The organism is Arthrobacter cavernae (assembly GCF_017368795.1).
Classification (GTDB): domain Bacteria; phylum Actinomycetota; class Actinomycetes; order Actinomycetales; family Micrococcaceae; genus Arthrobacter; species Arthrobacter cavernae.
The window spans coordinates 42651-62843 of record NZ_JAFNLL010000047.1; the positions used below are offsets into that span (position 1 = coordinate 42651).

Below are 20193 nucleotides of genomic sequence, written 5' to 3' on the forward strand. Positions count from 1 at the left end.
AGAACATCTAGTGGAGCGCATTCAGCCACTTCAGACCCCGGACCATGAGATGAAGCCGCTCATGTCACTAAGCGCGGCCACGTCATTGATGAGCTGACCGCTGTCAGAGACCTTTACTTTCCAGTCTCCGTCGATCCACTGGAGTGGAAGAACGGCGTGAACCAAGCCCCCCTCTGGCGTTTCAAAAGCAAGATCGACGTTGGCTTCCAAGGCCGCGTAGGACTTGAGGAGAAATCCTCGAACTTGGATGCTCTCTCCTGATCCAGCGGACGGGGCCAGCGTCGCGGCTTGTCTTCTTGCCGCGTCCCTCCCGGTGCCGGGGACGATCAGGTTTTCCGCCAACTTGATGTTCATTTCCTGCGATTTGGAGGAACCGAGCGCAGCAAGGTTGACGGCTGAGTAGAGGGCTCCGGTCGGTGAGTGTGCGAAGCATGAACGGAACCCGTCCTCGTCCTTCACCCCTGGTCCGAAGGTCTTGGGATCGGTTGGTGTGGCCATCCGTGCGACCAGTTCCCAGTTGGATTTCGGGGCCGCACCCAGTGCGGTTTCCGACGTCGACGGGAGCCCGCACACGCTTTCCCCCGCAGCCTTGGCCGGCTCCGGGGGTGCTGACGCGGCATTGCTTTCCGAAGGGGCCGGCGCAGGCCGTGTGGTGCTGTCTCCCTTGGGCAGGAAGAAGAGAACGATGACGGCAGCTTTGAGGGCGAGCACCAGGGCGGCCGAGATGATGAATCCGGGCTTGGTGAACGGATTCTGTTCGGTGGTGCTTTGCGTGGATTCGCTCATGATGAACCTCCGGTAGCAGGGTCAGACGAATGCGCGGACGATGCCGCCTGCGCCGGTGATGATGATGCAGCCGGCAAGGACCCAGCCGAGCTTTCCGATGGACTCTCCACCTTCGCCGCGGCGCAGCTGGATGACCATGCCGATGCCGACGATGATCACGCCAAGGACGCCCAGGACCAGGCCGATACCGGAGGCCCAGTTCAGCACGGTCAGCAGGCCGCCCGCCTGCGGAGGGACCTCGGGGGTCGGGTCGGGGATGACGCTGAGCGGAAGGCGGGCAATGACGTTGTGCATGATGAGACCTTTCGAGGGGTAAAGCTGCTTTGAAGTCGGTGGTTAGTTTGTGAGGGCGGCGAGATCCGTGGCGAAGCGCTGGTACTCGCGGGCGGGCGGGCCAGCGCCCGTGTCGCCCAGCCGCCAGGATTCGACCCACGGAAGCAGCCACAATCGGGGCGCTCCCCCGCCGACGAGGACGGCGAACTCTCTCAGGGCCTTGGGCAGCTTTCCGGGTGCGTCGGCCAGGACCGCGAGGCCCAGCAGCTCAACGTCCGGAGCCGCACCGGACGCCCACTGAATGAGCGCGCTTTGCGCGGCCTTCAAGCCCCGCATGTCGGAGCGGCAGACCAGCACCACGGCAGGCCTGCCGTGGTCCTGGTCTTGGTCTCGGTTCGGGACGGGCCAGGCGTGTTCCGTCGGCCGTGCGCCGTCCAGGATGCCGGCCAGTCGGCTCTCCCCCGCTCCCCCGTGAACACCGGCTACCCAGACGGTGGCCGTGCCGGTCACCGGCCGGTGGCCGAGCCGGTCCGCCGCATCCGGCTCCACCATTCCCCGCAGGGGCCCGGTGATCGTCGCTGCCGGCGGACGGCGCGGCTCCATGGCACTGGCTTCGGTTTCGGTGCCCGTGGCCGGGCTGGTGATCCATGGGTTCAGTGACTGGTTCATGTGTCCCCCTTTCAAGAAGTCGTGGTGTGAAGGAGCAGTGGTTAGAAGCCGCTGGCGACGGCGGCCGCCGCGGCCAGCCACGCCCGCTGCGTGGCCGGCTGCAGCGCTTCGTAGCGGATGGGACCGTTGACCAAGGCCGGGTCGTACGGGATCCGCACGACTGCCCGGACGTAGGGGGCGAAGCCGTCGGCGATCCGCCGGGCTTCGTCCTTGGCCCGCTTGAGTGCCTCGCCACTCATGCTGCGTTTGGCGTCCGTGGATTCGGAAACGATCACGACGGCGTTGCGGGCCAGTTCGGCGTCGTGGCCACCACGGGATTCGAGGGTCTGCAGCGTCAGGCGGGCCGCCTCGGCGCGGTCCTCAATCGCCGTCACCGGGACCACGAGCTGGTTGGTGTGCTCGATCATCCGCCGCCAGTTCGCCGCCCGGGCGGTGTTGCCGGAGTCCATGATGACCAGACGGTAGTACCGGGTCAGGACCTGGTGGGCGATGTCGACCTCGTCGGCGGTCACCTCGTGGTCGCCTTCCTCGTTTTCGTCCGAGCGCAGCACATCGAACTTGTCCGCCGTCTGGTGGTGGACGAACTTGGCGATTTCCGCGGCGTTCGTGGACGGTGAGAGCAGCGACTGTGAGGCATCGATCAGGTCCAGGACGCTCCGGTCGTGGGCGCCCTTTTCGGTGCGCCACCCCAGGGTTCCCTGGGATTCGTTGTTGTCCCAGGCGACGGTGGCCGCGCCGCTGTAGCGGGCCAGGATCGCCGAGAGCATCACGACCGTGGGCGTCTTGTTGGCGCCGCCCTTGCGGTTGACCACGGCCACCGTGCGGGGGCCGGGCCAGTGCTGGCTGACGGTCCTGATGTCCTCGCGCTCGGACATCTCATCCCCGGAAGGATCCATGCGGAATCCCATCCGGGTCAGGGTGCCCCGCCAGCCCTTCGTGGCCGGTTCCAGCACGGGGGCGCTGACCAGGAAGGAGGTGTCCTTCAGGCTGCGCCGCCTCGGTAATTCCTCCACGGCCGCTTCCTCCACGGCCGCTTCCTCTACGGCTGGTGCCGGTGGGGTGGTGGTTTCGGGCGTGGGGGTCATGGCGTTTCCTCTCGGGGCGGGGACGGTGGCCGGGGTGGGTGCAGTCGTTGCGGGCGGCTCGGCGCGGCGGCGTGGGGCCTTGGCGGTGTAGCTGACGGATTCTTTGCTGCCGTCGGGACTGACGAGGAGTTCACCGTGGCCCTCGGGGTCATCAATCTGGACCCGGACGGGGCGGTTCAAGGTCCTGGCCTCTCCGACGACGACGGCCAGGGCGTTCTCGCGGAGTTCCTGCAGGGACTCTGCCGTTTGCACGTTCCGGGAGTTACCGGCAACAACCACTTCGGCCGTGCCGTTGTCGCGGACAATGGCCTGGATCTTCGGGAAAGCCAGGACGTCTGCTGGGTTGAGACCCATGGGGTTCTTCCTTTCGTGGCGGGGATGGCTGGGATGTCAGGAAGCCGGCGGGGTGAGCCGGTGGACCTTCCACGGGGAATCTTTGGCGGTCCGGAGGAGCTGCACGGTGTAGGTTCCGGCGTCCGTGGGAACCGTGGCCGCGGCCCCGTAGCCGTTGGCCTCATCGACGGTGAGCCGGGCGGGCCCCGTCAGCCGGGTGGCGGGGATAGTGGCCGGGTCGACCGCGGAGTAGTCGGCCGTGGCCTGCGGGGTCATCCAGCGTGCCAGGTCATTGGCCCACCGGGTCGCTTCGGTGCGAGGGCGGGCGAAATCGGCCATGGCCCGTTCGGCCACTTCCACGGCTGACTTCCTGCCGGCCTCATCCCAGGTGATGCCCATCGTCGCGGGCGGGGTCGCTCCCGGGGCCTGCGGGCCGCTGCCCGCGCTCAACGAGACGGGAGCAGACGGTGCGGCGCTGGTGGAGGATTTCGCCGGGGGCTCCGGAGACGTGCCGGCGGCCTGGGCACACGAGGTGCACAGTAGGGCCGCGGCCAGAAGGGCAAGGGGTTTCTTCACGGGTGCTCCTGTTCGGTGGGCAGGTAGAGGAAGGCGCTGGGCACGCCGTTGCTGACGGTCCGGGTGTAGTAGTTGTGATCGTCCGGTGGCGGATTGCCGTTGTAGCCCTCTTCAACGAAGGTCCCGTTGCCCTTGACTTCCTTCACCACGGCCACGTGACCGTAGGTGCCGTCCGCGCCGCCTACCCCGGGGGCGTACCAGACGACCGCGCCAACGCGCGGCGTACCGCCGATCGGCCAGCCCTTCGCCTGCCAGCCGTCCCTCCAGGCCACCGCCGATCCGAGTTTCCGGCCGTCGGGCCGGAAGGTGCCGTTGTGGACCTTGAACGGTGCGCTGGTGCTGCCCAGCTGCTGGTTCACCCGCCAGAGCGCGAAATCCACGCACTCCCGGTTGTACATGCCCAGCGGCGAGGTGCTGGCGGCGTTGGCGCCGACCTGCACCCAGCTCGGCGCATCCCTCCAGGGAAGGTCATCCCCGGCCCCGGAGTCACCGGGCAGCGGGCAACCGCTGCCTTCAAGGGAAAAGGACGCGTCGGAAAGGACGTCAACGATCCGGACCGCCGCACTCCAGTACTTCTGGTAGTGGTACGGGTCGGCATTGCGCTGGACCCTGTTGCCGGCAATCGTCGGTTCCAACAGCTCCCAGCTCTCCACCTTCTGGAGCGCCTTGATGAAGTTGGCGGCGCTGATCGACGGGCTCATGCGGTCCTCGTATGACCCCCACGCACCGTTATCGCGCTGCTGGAACAGGCCCCTGGAATCCGGGCCGGGGCCGTCGCCATGGTCCAACACCCGCAACCCCGACTCCCCCAAGGCCACCATCACACTGACCAACTGGCCCCTGACCGGCAGATTCAACGTCCGGCCCGCGTTCATGATCGCCGCAGCATTCCTAAGCTGCTCCGCCGTGTAGCCCTCGACCTTGGTGTCTTCGCTGGCCGTGACGGAACCGGTGGGGCCACAATCGGCAGCGGCCGGCCTGGCAAGAAGCAGCACCATCGAGAAAATCAGCCCAAAGAACAAGGACGGCACCGCAACAGCGGCGCCGATCAATAGCCCCTTCGGTTTCATAGTTGCCCCTTGCGCGATCGACGGACTCCCCAGTGTTCGGAAAGTGACTACAGCTACACACTATAAGTATGCGATTTAGTATTTAAAGTATTAAATTGATCATGATGATTAGCAAGCCCCTTTGATCTATCGGCAGAATAGGGACTATGCCCAAGAAAGTCCGCCCCGTTGATCCCGAGTGGTCCCAGGACCTCGACGCCGCGCTCGTGGCCTACGGAACGGCTGTGCGGATGCAGATCCTGCGCCACCTAAGGATCAAGGGGCCCTCGATGCGCTATCAGATAGCCGAGTCCACGGGCATTAGTCAGAGCGTGCTTGTGCAGAGCCTCGGTAAGCTCGAGAGCGTCGGGGTTATCGAAGCCAACCTTCCAGCCTCCGAGCGGTCAACGCGCGCCCTGACGTATTCCCTCAACCGGCCCAGGGCCGAGCATCTCCTCAGGCTGGTCCAAAAGTATGTGCACGGCAGGGGCGAGATGCCGCCTGTCCCCCAAGGCCAGGCGGAAATCCCCAAGTGACCCGGTGTCCGATGGCGGGCCGTTCGAGCTGGCGCCACAGGCACTTTCCCCGAGCGCGGAAGCGACGGATTGCGCGGAGGTGGGTTCATGTTTCGTCGACCGGTTCCAGATCTCAGGCGTGAGTCACGCATGTGTGAGTACAGCTAAGACGATAGCAGTGTGACGAGTCCTGTCAAACTTGCCTGAGGGTTGCCGGGCGGCGGCTACACGCCCTCATCGAGGATTTTGGCGATGGCTCTTAGCGCTTCCGGGTCCACGGGGCCAAGGGCCCGCGCAGCGAAATTGCGCACTTCAGCGCGCCTCATGCTGCGGATCAGTTCCAGCTCTGCCTCAACTCGCTCGGGCAGCTTGCCCCCCTCCTGGAGGAGGTATTCGGCGTCGACGTCGAAGACGGAGGCTATTGCGCGGAGTGCCTCATCCGGCACGACTTGCTCTTTCCCGGACTTCAGCAAGGACCATCTGGTCCGCGACAGGTAGTAGCCGGCTTTCTGGGCCCCGTCCCTGATGGCGGTGTAGTCGAAGGGTTTGCCGGTATCGGACACGATGACGTCCAGAAGGAGATTGATCTTCCGTGCGAGCGTTTCAGCTCGCCGGATCCCGGCTGCCCGCCGCGGGGACAGATCAAAATCACTCAAGAGATCCAGCTCCAATTATTAGCTCCGACAAAACAGCCGAAGGAGACCATTCCGATAAATGCGCCGACCACGGCTTCGCCCCAGGTGTGTTCCCTGAGAGCGGTCCGGCTGATCAGCATCATCGGTGATAGTACCAACAGCCACGCTGCGGCCGGGCCGAACACCGCGGTTCCCCAGAGAACGGCGAAGGTCAGAACTGACACATGTGCAGATGCGTTCATCCAGCGGCGGGCCAAAGCCAACCCCGCGTTGCCGGCTACCAGCGCGACGACGGTCGCAGGAACGGGGGCCGGAACGTTCAGCAAGGCACAAGCCAGAGCCCCGACAACGGTCAATATGGTTACTACTCTCGTTCGCCAGGTCGCGGGCATTCCGAATGGCCCAGCCAGCAGCGAAAACTTCTTGTAGGCGAGCCCCGGAACGACAATGACGCCGAGGGCAAGGGCCGTAACACCCAGGATCCCGAGTCCAGCCCTGACACCGGCGAGAACAACAACCACCAGCAGGACACCAGCTGGGGTGAAAATCTTGGAAAAGCTAGCTGCCAGTGGGAACCTGGGCGCCAACCGGGCCTCGTCGTGCAATTCTTGCCTCAATATCATCTAGTAAGTCGACTTCCTCAGCTGACAGGAGCTCCGGATTCTCAATCCGGATGTCGTCAACAAAGATCACCCAGCGGTACAGCTGATCCTGAGAGGATCGCGGCCGCAGGCTAAGCGCGGCAGCCTCTCGGGCCTGTTGACCTGCATCGGTTTCAAGGAGCCTGCTCACAATCGGCTGAAGCCTCACCAGCGCGCTGCGGCACCGTGCGCGGTCAGTCCACTGCTGCCGGCCCCGATGGTACGCAGGAAGCGCGAAGCCCACCGCGAAGCCGATCAAGGTGAGAGCGATCAACACGCGATATCCGACATACACGATATCCGAGACACTGTTCTCTGCCCCAGCCGCTTCCTGTGCCACCAGCAGCAGCTTGGTTGCCACCGCCAGCACCCCGACGAAGCAAGAGACGGCAATGATGTCGAATCCGATACGGAAAGACGCCGTTTCACCTGCCCGGTTGCGGCGCAGGCACTCTACCCCCGTGTAAGCGGTGATAAGGCCGATCCATGCGAAGAACAAGCCCTGGTACCAAGCGATGGCGGGGATGCCCGCAAAAACGTCCGTGAAATTGGTGGCCGATCCAGGCGTTCCCGTCGAGAACAGCAGGGCTGCCTGCGCGCCGGCCAAGCCAATGCCCACGAGTACCAGCAGACGCCAGCGGGCGTTTGACGCACCCGTGGCAGCCACGATCAGGCGGCTTAGCTCGGTCATGCCAAGCCCCAAAGCGACATGGACGACCAGGTTCAGGATGTTCCGATGGCCCAGCCCTGCATCAACAGCCAAGTAGACCGCGTCTATGTTCAGTGTCGTGCCGATCGACACGAGAACCATCGCCTTGAGGATTCCTGGCTTCCACCCGAACTTCAACCCAATGATCCGGGTTATCACCACAGACCAAAGGATGAGAGCGGGCAGTATCTGCAGGAGTTTCATCCAAAGACCTTTTCGAAGTCGCTGCCCGGCACTGTTGGCTTGGCCAACACAAAGCCGGAAAGCCGGTAAGCCACCTCTTCGGCGGCCTTTTCCATGTCATTCCATTGAGGGGATCGCGCAAGCATCCGCTTGATGCCCTTCGTCCGGCCTACGTGATTGAAGACTGACGGCATGGAAGCGGCGAGCCCTTCGCACCCTTGATGCTGAAGGAGGATATGGCCAAACTCATGGCAGATCACGTGCATTCGGTGCAACTCGGAAAGTCCGCTCCGGACGAGCACAAGAGAGCGATGCGCTGATTCAACCCAAAGCCCCGACACTCCGGACAGGACGTGGCCAGGGACCTCACGAATGACGACTGGCTTACCGTGGGCCAAGGAGACCCCCTGAAGAAGTGCTTCGAAGGTGATTTGCTCTGGCAGGGTCAGCATGGAAACGGCTACTTGGGGCGACAAGCCACTGTCCAGGGCCGCGCTACTCCCGGGCATCGTCGGTGACACTTCTTCCCCAACTTTTACTAAACGTCACACATGACTCACGCATGTGTGACTAGACTATTCTCTGACTTAGATCCCCCAGGCTTCTAAGTTCAGGATGACATGAAGAGCCGGCCTAGCATCAAATCAACAAGAACGCTTGCCACGGGAAGGGACGAGGAATTGCCGCCAGGATCGAAGCGCTACTCGCCGAGCAGCGGCGCCCTCAAACATGCCAGGGACGAACCCCGGAGCATCGCTGACGGCATCGCTTCCGACGTCCGCGCCCTCGTGCGTGTCTCTCACGAGCGGGCACCAGTCACCGGATCCGCCCGCTACGAAGCGTTCCGACCGGCGGCATCTAGAGAGTGTCCAACGACACGCCAGGCCAATCGATCCCACGAAAGCGTTAGCCTTAACGCTAACTTTTCTTGTATGACTACCTCACTTCGCCGTAAGCGCGGGACAGCAAAGGACAATGTCCAGCTGGTGACGTCTGTCCCTCTGGAAGATAAAGAACTCGTATTCGAGATTGGCCGCAAGGCTGGCATGTCCGTGAGCGAGGCAATGGAAGTGGTCCTCAAGCACATTCGGACGGAGATTCAGTCCGACGGTCTGCCTGCGTGGTTCGACCGTGAACAACTCCAAGGAGCTCTGCCTATCGCTAAGGCAAGTTAAACCAAGAAGGCCCGCTTTCGCGGGCCTTCAAAAAGTATGTCGTTCAGATCCTTATCTTGGCGGATCACGATCTGAACTGAACCGAACACCTACGAGTAGGTGTCCTTTTGCGTACCCTCCTGGAAGGAGCTACGGCCTTAATGCTACAGGCAATGCCCTCGTCGTCAACACATGAACGCCCGAGTGTCGCCTATCAAGGATCTCCCAAGGAGGCCTGGGCGGCGCTGGCGCCCCTTATCGCGGGGCAGCCGACGTACCGTATTGGCCGGTGGATCGGCGATCGATTCCAGTACCCGCGCCCTCAGAATCCGCCGAGAATATCGGTAGCCTTGCCCGAGCGGCCGGCAGCTGTCGTGGTCCACGGAGTTGATGGGTCCGTAGCCACCGTCTGTCTTGACTTGGATACGTCCAAAGCCGCAAGAGCCGTGGTGGATCAGGACGCTGTCCGGTTGGGCAGGCTCTTGGCGGAGTGCGGTCTACGTTGGGTGGAGGATTTCTCGCCCAGCGGAGGCCGCCATCTCTACGTCCCCTTGGTCGAGCGCATGGACGGCGCAGTTGTGCGTGAGCTCGTTGAGGCGATGACATTGCTGGCTCCGAGCCTTGATCCAGGCCCGCATCAGAACGTTTCTGACGGTTGCATCCGTGTTCCGGGATCGGTCCACAAGTCTGGTGGCCACCAGGTATTACTCACTCCCTTGGCGGCGGCCTACGACGTCCTGCGCCGCCGCAACCCCGCTGCCGCCGTGGACCGCCTGCTCACTGCGCTCACACCGGAGCTGCACCGCACTCGGGAACTGAAAGCCCGCAATGCCAAAATGGCCAACCGCGCCATGCAGATGCCTGCAACCGCCTCTGACCCTCTTTCGGGAAGCGAGTCCACACTGCGTCGGGTTGCCCGTACCGGCCTGTACGACACGGCCCGGTACAAGGGCCCGTCTGAGGCCCGGATGGCGGTGCTGAACCACTTCGCCGCCTGTGGTTGGACCCTGGAGCAGGTCCAGCGGGAACTCGCTGGCCAGTTCCCGGGCCTGGCGGCCCTGTACGGGAGCCAGGCCCGGCAGGAGCGGCTCCTGCACCGGGAATGGGCCAGGGCCTGCGCCTGGATCCAAAAACCAGCCACCCCTCAGCGGGGGGCAAAGCATGCGTTTATTAACAACACAAGCCTCCCTGAACCCACCGGGGGGGGAGGAATCTCCAGCAGCAAAGCTGCTGTCCACCAGCTGGTGAACGACGTTGAGAACGTTCTGTATGCGGTCCTGGACCACCGGCTTAAGGACCGCGGCCGGGAAGGCCTGGGGCTGCGGTTGCTGCTGCGGGCGATCCTGGGCTACATGCGCACGATGGAGACCGATGTGCTGGATGTAGGGTGCCGGACGCTGGCCACGGCGCTGGGCAAACACCACGTCACGATCGCCCGGCTCCTGCCGGTCCTGGTGACGGCTTCCGATGGGATTCTGGTTAAGGTCGCCGAGGGGCGCCGGCGCACGGCGGACGTCTACCTAGTCCAGCTGCCGGCCGCGTACCGGGAGCTGGCGCGGGAGCTGAGCTGGCGCAGGGGCAAGATCCACGGGATTCGGCCGGTTTTCCGCGGGCTTGGGGACCCTGCGGCTTTGGTGTACGAAGCCATCGAACGCGGCCGCCACGCCCCCACCGGCGCCGAGATCATCCGTTCCACCGGGCTGAGCCGCTCGGCCGTGGAAACGGCCCTGGCCGACATGGCCGCGCTGGACATGATTGCCCGTCAGGACCGGAGCTGGAGGGTGAATCCGGCAGTAGGCCTCCTGGATCTGGCCAGGCGTCTGGGTGTGATGGAGGAGGTGTCCGCGCAGATCAGCCGGCACCGCCGGGAGCGGGCCGCCTGGCATGCTTGGCTGGACCGCCACCTGGTTCCGGACCTAGCCGAATACGAGGTCCACGACGTCGAGGTTGATGAGTACTGGCTGCCGCCCTCTCCCGATGACCCCGGGCTGGCGCACCGGATATGGTACGCGGCCTAACTGCGGGTGTCCGGGCGGCGGGTCCAGCGTTCGTGTGCGGACTGGCGCGACATGCCTGTGTCCCGCCCGATGTCGGCCCAGCTGGCTCCGGCGGTCCTGGCCGCCGCCACGGCCTGGTTGAGCCGCTCCAAGGCTCGTGCATGGTTGCGGGCGGCCATGTCCACCTCCCACGACGCCACATGGCACCGCCATTCCTGCAGGATGGCATCCTCCACCGCGACCGGCGGGGTCGCGAAACCATCAAACGCGACGTAGGCGCGGCGCTTGGACAGATTGGCCTGGGCAGAGGACCGGACCCGGTCCCACCGCACACCCTGCCAACCGCACTCACACGCCCCTTGCCAGCCAACGACATCCTTGTCAGGCACGAGCTCGTGGCCCCGGAGGACCTCATCCCGGGGATAGCGGCCCGTGACGCCCTCGACCAGGACACCGGCACCGGTGACGGCCCGCGCCACCCGCCCGTCAGGCACCACACAACCCGCCCGGCCCTCATGGAAGCCATCACCCACATCCCAGCCCACGAATCACTCCTCAATGTCGGGGTTTCCTCACGAAAGCATGTCAGGAAACCCTGACATGATCCTTATCCATGCCAATGAGGGCACCATTTGGACCTCGCTGGCCCCGGGACGTCATGGGCCCCATCGGGTCCTAGGAGCTTAACCCCGAGGAACGAAGATCGCTTTCGCTGGTTGTTCATTAAATACGTCATGACATATTTAATGAACAACGGTGCAGGCCTCTGCTGCGAGCCCAAGAAGTAGCCACTCGGTGTGGGAGTTGAAGAGACCCCAGGAAGTGGAGTGGCATGTCCGAGCACGTGAGGCCCCCAGTAATTCAATACGTCATGACGTATTGAATTACTGATGAGTGTCGATGACGTTTGACGTGATGGCCGAACGCGAAAGTCCCCATATGCTGACGGCCCCCCTCCGGTCAGCAGGAGACTACAAGGCATGCGGCGCCCGGTCATGGAGTCGCAGTCTGCTCTCATCACTCAATAATTAAATACGTCATGATGTATTGATTGACAGACGGATTGACATATGTCCGTCCGTCTGCCAATCTGTCTGGAGATAATTTGCAACGAGAGGATCGACGTGAAAGTCACGGCAGTAGGCAATCGCAAGGGCGGGGTCGGTAAAACGTCCGTGACCCTCGGCCTGGCCACCGGCCTCCGGCTCATCGGGAAGAAGGTCTTGGTCATTGATCTGGACCCGCAGGCCAACGTCACAGAAGCGTTGGAAGGAACTGGAGAGTTCGATGTCTTTGATGTGCTCTATGGAGGCGAAGCTGGCACTCTCGGGCAGGCCATTACGGAAACATCCTGGTCAGGAATCGATCTGATCCCCAGCTCGGAATCTCTAGCGCGGCTGGAGTCTGAATCAATGCTGACGCCTGAGCTGCGGCTTAAGACGGCGGCATGGGGAGCGGATGAGCTCTCAGAATACGACCACATCCTCATCGACTTGCCTCCCGCCCTCGGCCGCTTGACGCTGAACGGCCTGATCTGGGCGGACCGGGTCTTGGCTGTCACTGAGCCTGCAGCATTCTCGGTGAAAGGAGTCACCGAGTTCCTGGAAACAGTCAAGAAGGTCAAGTCCTTGCCCCATTTGAACCCCGCTTTGGAATTCATGGGCATCATCATCAACAAGACGAGCTCACCCCTGACCTCCGAACACGCCTTTCAAATCGGTGAACTTGAAGGGACCTATGGCAGCGATATTAAGACGCCACATCTTCCACTCAGAACTGCGATGCAGGACTCGGTCAGTACTCGATCGCCACTGACCAAGCTCAGCGGCAGAGGAGCAGCCATCATGACGGAAAAATTCGTGGCACACGCACGGTTCTTGGACGGAGCGAAGTAGTTGGCGCTGGAGAGAAAGTCGTCTATCCGAAAAGTACCCACTGCTGATGTCGTTGAAGTGCTTACATCGACGGATCCTAGGAGCGTAGCGGAAACTACTAGTGCCGAGCGCACTGAGCCAGCTGAAAAGCGAAGAGAGCAGGCTACGCCCGCCTCCCAGCAGGCAGGGGAAACAGGCCCATCCCTAAAGCGTCCCGGACCGGGCCGGCCCCGGAGTAAGCGCAGGATGGAGCCGTTTTCGTCAAAGATTGAAATCAACCTCCGTGACGAACTCGATGCCTACCTTGATGAAACCGGGATCACCATCATCGACTTCTTGGATGAGGCCATTCGGGACAGGCTCCGACGTTAATAAATCCGTCTAGACAGATTTATTAATATCCTTAGTACATGCGAAGGCTCAGATGACCGTGTTCGGGGTCCGAGAAGGATCGGTACGGAATTCACACCGCGAAGCGTTCGGCGATCTCGGTTGTCGTGTGTGTCCCCCGCCAGGTGCACGACATCGCCAAGACCATCGACGTCAGCGAGGCCACCGTCATTCGTGACCTCGCCCGGCAACGGAAAAGCCTGCAGACCGCGCCGGGCCAGTCCGGGGCTGAGAAGGAGGGCTGATCGGAGATGCGGCGGATTACGCCACTGGTCTGGCTGCGGATGGCATTCGTTTCTTTCGTCGCGGTCGCGGTCACTTTCATGATCGGGGCCTGGGCCGGAGGCCACGAGGTCGACGAGACCTGTGCGGCCAGGGGTCAAACGTACGACAGCGGCTACCGGAGCGAGAACTGGCAGGAACCGAGCCGGATCTTTCCGATGCACAACAAGTGCAACGCCGCCTATGACCTGGTCCCCTCTTGGATCAATCCTGCCCTGGTGATCTTCGCCGTCCTCATGGTGGCGTTCGTCATCGCTGTGGTCGTCTCCGTCGTCAATGCAGTGAGAACCCCGCCAGGGTAAAGCCGCGGCTGTTAATCCGCCGGTGCCTTCGCTAGCGTGGAGGCAAACGGAGGGGAACAGGCGCACATGGCACCGAGAAAATCGAAAAACCACATTGAGGGCCAGCTGAGTCTGGAGTCCTTGTGGGGCGAACCGGAAGAGGTTGTAAATGAACGAGCACGGCAGACACGCCATGGAAACGATGCAGAAGCACGACCCGGCGACGTTCGCGCAGATCGCGGACCCCGAGACACACTTTTCGACTTTGGGGGAGGAGATCCAGCAGCAGATCTGGGAGCTGAGCGAACAGCTGACCCCGGTCCGGGGCGACGAGCCGCCGCTGGAATACGTGGGCCTGGTGAACATGGCCAAGCTGCGCGCCCGGGAGATGGTGTACCAGGAGATGATCTACGCGGACCTGCCGCAGGAACCGGAGGAAATGGAGACGACGCCCCTGCCCCAGAACGACTAGACCAGCCGGCCCCGTCAGCAGCGGCGGCACGATTCAGGCCGCAGTCCCAGGCCGACCTGGCCCCGTCGGGGCAGAAGGCACGCTTCGCGGCCAACCTCGAAGCGATCCGCATCGTGCGGGAACTGGATGCGCGGCAGCGCCCGGCCACGGAGGCGGAGCAGCGGAGCCTGGCGCGGTGGTCCAGCTGGGGCGCCGTCCCCCAGCTGTTCGACAAGGCAGACTGGGCGGACGAGCGTACCCGGCTGCAGCAGATCTTGAGCGAGCGGGAATACGCGGCCGCTTCCCGGACGACGACCAACGCCTACTACACCGACGCTTCCCTGGTGAAGGAAATCTGGTCGGCCGTGGACCGGCTTGGTTTCGCCGGGGGAGAGGTCCTGGAACCGGGATCCGGTGCGGGAACGTTCATCGGCTTCGCCCCGGGGAACGCCCGCATGACCGGCGTCGAGCTGGACCCGCTGACCGCTTCCATCTCCCGCGGCCTGTACCCGGACGCGAACATCCGCAACGAGTCCTTCGCGGACACCCCCGTCCAGCGCAACTCCTTTGACCTGGCCGTCGGCAACGTTCCGTTCAGCAAGAACGCCCTCTACGACAAGACCCACAACCCGGATTCCCGGCATTCGATGCACAACCACTTCATCCTCAAGTCCCTGGCAGCCGTGAAGCCCGGGGGCTACGTCGCAGTGCTGTCCTCGAGCTTCACCATGGACGCCGCGAACCCCACCTCCCGGCGTGAGATGAGCGCGGTGGCCGATCTGGTCGGTGCCGTGCGCCTTCCCACCGGCGCCCACCGGCGTGCCTCCGGCACCGAAGCCCTCACCGACCTGCTGTTGCTGCGCAAGCGCGAGCCGGGACGCGAACCGGGCAACACCGACTGGGAGCGGGTCGGGCCCGTCATCATCGACGGCCGGAACGTGAAGATCAACAACTACTTCGACCTGAACCCGGCGAACGTCCTGGGGCAGATCACCGTCGGGAACGGCATGTACGGCGAGGAAACCGTCAGTGTGAAGGCCGACGACCTCTCCGCCGTTCCCGCGTTGCTTGCGGAACGGCTGGACGTGATCGTGACCGAGGCGCTGGCCCGGAACCTCGGACAGGCCCCCGCCGATGTCTCGGCAGGGAAGACCCCCGCCGCGCTCCTGCCGGCCACCGGGCAGGAATGGGACGGAACCATCACCGCCCGGCCCGACGGGTCCTTCACCATCACCCAGGCGGGGGAGCAGGCACCCTTCCCGGTGCCGAAGGCCCACACCACCGAGCTGCGGGAGCTGCTGAAACTCCGCGACGGGGCCCGGTCCCTCCTGGAGATGGAAGCGGCCGACAGCGAAGACACCCCGGAACTCGACACCCGGCGGACGGCCCTGGCCAACCTCTACGGCGGATACACGGACAAATACGGGCCCGTGAACCGCTACACCACGTCCGAGCGGATCGACAAGGAAACCGGCGAGTCCATCGTGACGCACCGTCCGGCCCCGGCCGTGCGGATCCTGCGCCAGACCGACCCCTTCGGCGCACTGCCCGGGGCCCTGGAAACCTTCAACGAGGAAACCCGGAACGCGTCCCCGGCGGCCCTGCTCCAGCACCGCCAGGTGGTGGCCCGCAAGCCACTGATGGGCGCGGACACCATTGACGAAGCCCTTGCCATCGCCCTGGACAGCTACGGCGCCCCGGAACTGGAACCGATCGCGGAGCTGCTGGGCATCACGGAAGAGGAAGCCCGCGAGCAGCTGGGCACGCTCGTCTTCGACGACCCCGAAACCGGCAAGCTCGTCACCGCACCGGAGTACCTGTCCGGGAACGTCCGCACCAAACTCGACGCCGCCCGCGCCGCGGCCGCCGGCGACGGGCGGTGGAACGTGAACGTCACCGCCCTCGAAGAGGTACAGCCCCCACGGGTGGGAATGGAGGACGTCGAAGCCCGCCTCGGTGCCGTCTGGATTTCCCCGGAGGAACACCAGCGCTTCGTCCAGGAAGTCCTGGCCGACCCCCGCGCCAGTGTCAGCAGCGTCGGCGGCGGCATCTGGCGGGTCAAGGCCAACCGCGGATCGGTCAGGTCCACCAACGAATGGGGCACCAGCCGGAGGCCGGCACCGGACCTGCTGCAAAGCATCCTGGAACAGAAGAGCATCCAGGTCGAAGACAAGGACGCCGACGGCAAAGCCGTCGCCAACCTCGAAGAAACCGAAGCGGCCCAGGAAAAAGCGGAGGCCCTGCAGGAACGGTTCGCGGAATGGGTCTGGGAAGACCCCGAACGCGCCGGCCGGCTCATCGATGAATACAACCGCCGCTTCAACTCCATCGCCCTGCGGGACTACTCCAAGGAAGGCGGACGCCTGACCCTCCCCGGGCTGGCCAGGTCCTTCACCCCGCACCCGCACCAGCGCACCGCCGTCGCCCGGATCATCTCCGAACCCGCCGTGGGCCTCTTCCACGAGGTAGGGGCGGGCAAGACCGCCGAAATGGTGATGGGCGCGATGGAACTCAAGCGCCTGGGCATGGCGACCAAGCCCATGGTGGTTGTCCCCAACCACATGCTCGAACAGTTCACCCGCGAGTGGCTGGAACTCTACCCGCAGGCCCGCCTGCTCTCCGCAGGCAGTGATGACATCAAGACCCGGAGCGGGGACCTGTCCGCCCGCCGGCAGTTCGTCGCCCGCGCCGCAGCGAACGACTGGGACGGCATCATCATGACCCAGCAGGCCTTCAAGAGCATCGGCGTCAAGGCCGAAACCATCGAGGCCTACCAGGAATCCATCATCGCCGACGTCCGCCGGACCATCGTCAACGCCCAGGCCGAAGGCGAAGACCGGACCACGGTGAAGAAGCTCGAAACCAAACTCCAGGGCGAAGAGGAGCGCATGAAGCGCCTCATGGACACCGCCCCGGATCCCGGACTGACGTTCGAGGACACCGGCGTCGACTACCTCTTCGTGGACGAGGCGCACGACTACAAGAACCTGCGCACCGTCACGAACATCAAGGGCGCCGAGATCACCGGGTCCATGCGGGCCACCGACATGCACCTGAAGCTCGAGTACCTGCGCGGCACGCACGGGGAACGCGTCGTGACCATGGCCACCGGCACCCCGATCGCGAACTCCATCACCGAAGCCCACGTCATGCAGCGCTACCTGCGCCCGGACCTGCTGCAGGCCTCCGGCGTGGAGAACTTCGACGTCTGGGGCGCAACATTCGGGGAGACCGTCACCGCCATCGAGATGGACGCCGGCGGACGGCTGAAGAACAAGCCGCGCTTCGCCAAATTCAAGAACGTCCCGGAAATGCTGCGCAGCTTCCACGTCTTCGCCGACGTGAAACTCTCCGAGGACCTGAACCTGAAAACCCCCGACCTCGCCCGCCGCCCAGGGGACGGGGAACGCCAGCCCGAGCTGGTCCTGATCCCGCAGCCGCCGGAACTGGCCGACTACATGGCAGGACTCGCCGACCGGCTCGACGCCCTCTCCGGATGGGCGCAGAAGGGCGCCGACAATGCCCTGAGCGTCTACAACGACGGCCGCAGGGCCGCCCTTGACCTGCGCATGGTCGGCATCGGCCCCCAGTCCGGAACCAAGATCGACCAGGTGGTCGCCAAGACGCTGAAGGTCTGGGAAGAGAACCGGGACAACGAGTACGAAACCAGCTTCCGGTCCGGGGAAATGTCCGCCAAGCGCGGTGCGCTGCAGATCATCTTCTGCGACATGAGCACCCCGTCCAAGGACACCGGCCCCGACGGGAAACCCGTCTGGACCGCCTACCAGCAGCTGAAGGACCAGCTCGTGGCCGGAGGCATCCAGGCCGGGCAGATCCGCTTCGTCCAGGACGCCGCGAAGCCGGAGCAGAAGGCGCAGCTCTTCGCCCAATGCCGTTCCGGCGACGTCGCCGTGCTCATCGGCTCCACCGCCATGATGGGCACCGGAACGAACGTGCAGCTGCGGGCCAAAGCCATCCACCACGTCACCTGCCCCTGGCGGCCGGCGGACCTGACCCAGCGCGACGGGCGCATCATCCGCCAGGGCAACGCCAACCCCGAGGTGCACAACTTCCAGTACGCCACGGTGGGCAGCTACGACAGCGCCGCCTGGGACGGGATCCAGCGCAAGGCCACCATGATCCAGCAGGTCCTCCGCGGCCGGCTGGACATCCGCGAGATCGAGGACGTCGGAGACCTGGCGCTGAACGCCGCGCAGATCAAGGCGGCCACCAGCGGCAACCCCCTGGTGATGGAAAAGATCGAGGCCGACGCCGCCCGCACCAAACTGGAACGGCTCAAACGCGCCCACGACAAGGGACAAAGCACCCTTGCCTGGACGAAATCGGCCGCGCACAGCAGCATCACGAAAGCCGAGGACCAGCTGCCCGCCCTGCAGGCGGCGATACCGCGCATCACCTCGACGGCGGGGGAGAACTTCACCGCCACCATCGACGGACGGGTCCACACGAAACGTCCCGAAGCCGTCGCCGCCATCTCCGAATGGGTCCGCACCCACACCCCCGAGTACGGAAACTACTACCGCCAGAAACGGGACTACGGCGTCCTGGCCACCCTCGGCGGCCACGAGCTGCAGGTACGCAACGCGGCCGGTGATTCACGGCTCGGGTCCTACGAGGACCTCGCCGTGACCCTCAAAGGAGTCCCGGTTCCGCCACTGGTCTTCACCCGGACGGAACTGCTCGAAGGCAGCGCCGGCATCGTGACCCGGCTGGAGAACAAAGTGGCCGGCCTCCCGGACTACGAGGCGCAGCTGCTCCGGACCATCGCCGAGAAGAAAGCCGTCCTCACCGACGTCGAGGCCCAGCAAGGCAAGCCGTTCAAATACGAACAGAAGCTGGCCCGGGCCCGGGCGGCATGCGCGGAGCTGGACGGGAAACTCAAAGCCTCCATCGAACCGGCCAAACAAGCCCAACCGGAAACCCCGGAAACGGCGGATGCCGTGGACCCGGCGCTGGCCCGGTTCCACAGGCTCCACGCCGCGAACTTCCCGACCCGCCCCGGATCAACGCGTCCTCCCGGCACCCCGACGACTCACGGCAGACCCGGCGCAGACCCGCACCGTGCACGCGACACCGACCTCGAGCGATAGTCGATCGGTGGGACGGGCGGGGCCCCGCCACACCGGGGAGTCCCTCCCAAGAGAGGTGTTGTGGCATCGAGTTGTCAACGGAGATGGTAACGCCTTCGGGGTTCTTTTCGACCGCCACCGTGGGCTCACACCGCCCATCCGGGAAGACACTCGAGACCGCAATCATGACCGGAACGAATCGGCCGCTGTTCCGCCGGATTACCCTACTGACGACCGAGGAAGCCATAGGTAGCTGCGACCATCAGGAGGAAGCCCAAGATCCCGAGGCCCGCCAGCTGTGCGGCGATTCCCATGATGACCATGCCGAGGCCTGCTAGGACTGCGGTGGTCCCGACGATCCGGCGGACTGATCGGCGAGGTGGTTTACCGGACCTCAGTTCCTGGGCCAGGTCCGGGTCGTCAGCGGCCAGATCATTCTCAAGTTCTTGAAGGCGCCTGCGCTCATATTCAGACAATGGCATTGCAGAACCCTTCCTGCTGCCCCGGCGGGCATCTCAGGCAGAAGATTTGCCGGTATGACAGCTTCCTTTCATTATCGACGTGTTCCCCGATCCGTTCCATAGCCGGCAGGGCTCTCTCTGAATGTGCAGGGACGTGCTGGGAGCTTGGCGGGGCGTCCAAGGTCGTGAACACTCCTGTCGCACCCTTTGGCGGGTGGACACTGGAGTTATGGAGCTTGAATTGTTGGCCATACCTGGATGCCCGCGCCGTGACGCTGCCCGGATTCTCTTCGATACGGCCCTGGCGCTGGAGGGGTACCTGGGGTGGTGAAGACTCGGGAGATCACTGCAGAAGATGAGGCCGTGGAGCTGTCCTTCCATGGGTCGCCGACGTTCGGGATCAACGGTTCGGACTTGTTCCCGGCCGTCGCGGAGCCAGCGGTTGCGTGTCGGCTGCACCGGACGCCATCCGGCATTTCCGGCCAGCCGTCCCTGGAAGATCTGCGGCAGGCGATCCGCGCTTCGCTCCCGGAAGCGCTGTGCCGGGCATGGCCTTGTTGGGTCCCGTTCGATCCGTCCTCGTGGGCTCCGACCGGACTGACATGGTCAACAGCGGCTCCGTATGATGCCGCCTTTTTCGACGTTGTGTGTCCCTGTTCACAGAACAGCGGTCCGCCCAAGGCCTAGGTTTCGGGGGTAGGCACCATCCGTTCCAGGGAAAGGAGCCAACTGATGTCCGCTACATCGCCGGTGGCACGC

The 20193-nt window shown here is 64.2% G+C and carries 20 protein-coding genes; 8 read left to right on the forward strand and 12 right to left on the reverse strand.

What is annotated here, in order from left to right; genetic code table 11:
* Positions 1-30: 30 nt before the first annotated feature.
* Genes J1902_RS16255 through J1902_RS16280 form a run of 6 tightly spaced genes read right to left on the reverse strand, consistent with a single transcriptional unit; the run spans position 31 to position 4792 of the window.
* A complete protein-coding gene (locus J1902_RS16255) occupies positions 31-786 on the reverse strand; it encodes a DUF8175 domain-containg protein (protein WP_207617351.1) in 756 nt (251 codons plus the stop codon).
* 21 nt (positions 787-807) lie between these two features.
* On the reverse strand, positions 808-1080 hold the full coding sequence (locus J1902_RS16260) for a TrbC/VirB2 family protein (RefSeq protein WP_207617352.1): 273 nt from the start codon (positions 1078-1080) through the stop codon (positions 808-810).
* A 42-nt stretch (positions 1081-1122) separates the two neighbouring features.
* Complete coding sequence (locus J1902_RS16265; protein ID WP_207617353.1) at positions 1123-1728, reverse strand: DUF6668 family protein; 606 nt, start codon at positions 1726-1728, stop codon at positions 1123-1125.
* 41 nt (positions 1729-1769) lie between these two features.
* Entirely contained in the window at positions 1770-3167 is a 1398-nt protein-coding gene (locus J1902_RS16270) for a MinD/ParA family ATP-binding protein (protein WP_207617354.1), read from the reverse strand.
* A 36-nt stretch (positions 3168-3203) separates the two neighbouring features.
* Entirely contained in the window at positions 3204-3722 is a 519-nt protein-coding gene (locus J1902_RS16275; RefSeq protein WP_207617355.1) for a hypothetical protein, read from the reverse strand.
* The gene (locus tag J1902_RS16280; RefSeq protein ID WP_207617356.1) at positions 3719-4792 is read right to left on the reverse strand and encodes a CHAP domain-containing protein; all 1074 of its coding nucleotides are present in this window, start codon (positions 4790-4792) and stop codon (positions 3719-3721) included. Before J1902_RS16280 ends, J1902_RS16275 begins: the two co-directional genes overlap by 4 nt.
* 146 nt (positions 4793-4938) lie before the next feature.
* On the opposite strand from J1902_RS16280, the gene J1902_RS16285 reads away from it, so the two are divergent.
* Positions 4939-5307 carry an ArsR/SmtB family transcription factor gene (locus tag J1902_RS16285; RefSeq protein WP_207617357.1) on the forward strand — a complete coding sequence of 123 codons (369 nt, stop codon included), beginning with the start codon at positions 4939-4941 and terminating at the stop codon, positions 5305-5307.
* 203 nt (positions 5308-5510) lie between these two features.
* On the opposite strand, the gene J1902_RS19455 is transcribed toward J1902_RS16285, so the two are convergent.
* The 4 genes from J1902_RS19455 to J1902_RS16305 are packed head-to-tail and all read right to left on the reverse strand — an operon-like array spanning position 5511 to position 7906.
* Positions 5511-5942, reverse strand: coding sequence for a hypothetical protein (locus tag J1902_RS19455; protein WP_242702110.1), 432 nt, complete (start codon positions 5940-5942; stop codon positions 5511-5513).
* Positions 5939-6526 carry a hypothetical protein gene (locus J1902_RS16295; protein ID WP_207617375.1) on the reverse strand — a complete coding sequence of 196 codons (588 nt, stop codon included), beginning with the start codon at positions 6524-6526 and terminating at the stop codon, positions 5939-5941. The genes J1902_RS19455 and J1902_RS16295 overlap by 4 nt, the downstream gene beginning before the upstream one ends.
* On the reverse strand, positions 6480-7475 hold the full coding sequence (locus J1902_RS16300) for a hypothetical protein (protein ID WP_207617358.1): 996 nt from the start codon (positions 7473-7475) through the stop codon (positions 6480-6482). The genes J1902_RS16295 and J1902_RS16300 overlap by 47 nt, the downstream gene beginning before the upstream one ends.
* Positions 7472-7906 (reverse strand): hypothetical protein, encoded by a 435-nt coding sequence (locus tag J1902_RS16305; protein WP_207617359.1) that lies wholly within the window; start codon positions 7904-7906, stop codon positions 7472-7474. Before J1902_RS16305 ends, J1902_RS16300 begins: the two co-directional genes overlap by 4 nt.
* Before the next feature lie 480 nt (positions 7907-8386).
* Between J1902_RS16305 and J1902_RS16310 the strand changes: the two genes are divergently transcribed.
* Complete coding sequence (locus J1902_RS16310) at positions 8387-8629, forward strand: hypothetical protein (protein ID WP_207617360.1); 243 nt, start codon at positions 8387-8389, stop codon at positions 8627-8629.
* A 542-nt stretch (positions 8630-9171) separates the two neighbouring features.
* Positions 9172-10626, forward strand: a complete 1455-nt coding sequence (locus J1902_RS16315; protein WP_242702111.1) for a hypothetical protein — start codon at positions 9172-9174, stop codon at positions 10624-10626.
* Here J1902_RS16315 and J1902_RS16320 read toward each other — a convergent pair.
* Positions 10623-11150, reverse strand: coding sequence for a hypothetical protein (locus tag J1902_RS16320; RefSeq protein WP_207617362.1), 528 nt, complete (start codon positions 11148-11150; stop codon positions 10623-10625). The two genes, J1902_RS16315 and J1902_RS16320, sit on opposite strands and share 4 nt — an antisense overlap.
* Before the next feature lie 579 nt (positions 11151-11729).
* Here J1902_RS16320 and J1902_RS16325 point away from each other — a divergent pair.
* The 5 genes from J1902_RS16325 to J1902_RS16345 all read left to right on the forward strand — a co-directional run bounded on the left by J1902_RS16325 (position 11730) and on the right by J1902_RS16345 (position 18994).
* On the forward strand, positions 11730-12500 hold the full coding sequence (locus J1902_RS16325) for a ParA family protein (RefSeq protein WP_207617363.1): 771 nt from the start codon (positions 11730-11732) through the stop codon (positions 12498-12500).
* Positions 12501-12976: 476 nt separating this feature from the next.
* Complete coding sequence (locus tag J1902_RS16330; RefSeq protein ID WP_207617364.1) at positions 12977-13114, forward strand: hypothetical protein; 138 nt, start codon at positions 12977-12979, stop codon at positions 13112-13114.
* 39 nt (positions 13115-13153) lie between these two features.
* Entirely contained in the window at positions 13154-13453 is a 300-nt protein-coding gene (locus tag J1902_RS16335; protein WP_207617365.1) for a hypothetical protein, read from the forward strand.
* A 148-nt stretch (positions 13454-13601) separates the two neighbouring features.
* Positions 13602-13904 (forward strand): TnpV protein, encoded by a 303-nt coding sequence (locus tag J1902_RS16340; RefSeq protein WP_207617366.1) that lies wholly within the window; start codon positions 13602-13604, stop codon positions 13902-13904.
* A gap of 113 nt (positions 13905-14017) precedes the next feature.
* The gene (locus tag J1902_RS16345; RefSeq protein WP_207617367.1) at positions 14018-18994 is read left to right on the forward strand and encodes a helicase-like domain-containing protein; all 4977 of its coding nucleotides are present in this window, start codon (positions 14018-14020) and stop codon (positions 18992-18994) included.
* 203 nt (positions 18995-19197) lie between these two features.
* Here the strand turns inward: J1902_RS16345 and J1902_RS16350 are convergent, their stop codons facing one another.
* On the reverse strand, positions 19198-19455 hold the full coding sequence (locus J1902_RS16350) for a DUF3040 domain-containing protein (protein ID WP_207617368.1): 258 nt from the start codon (positions 19453-19455) through the stop codon (positions 19198-19200).
* Between the last annotated feature and the right edge of the window lie 738 nt (positions 19456-20193).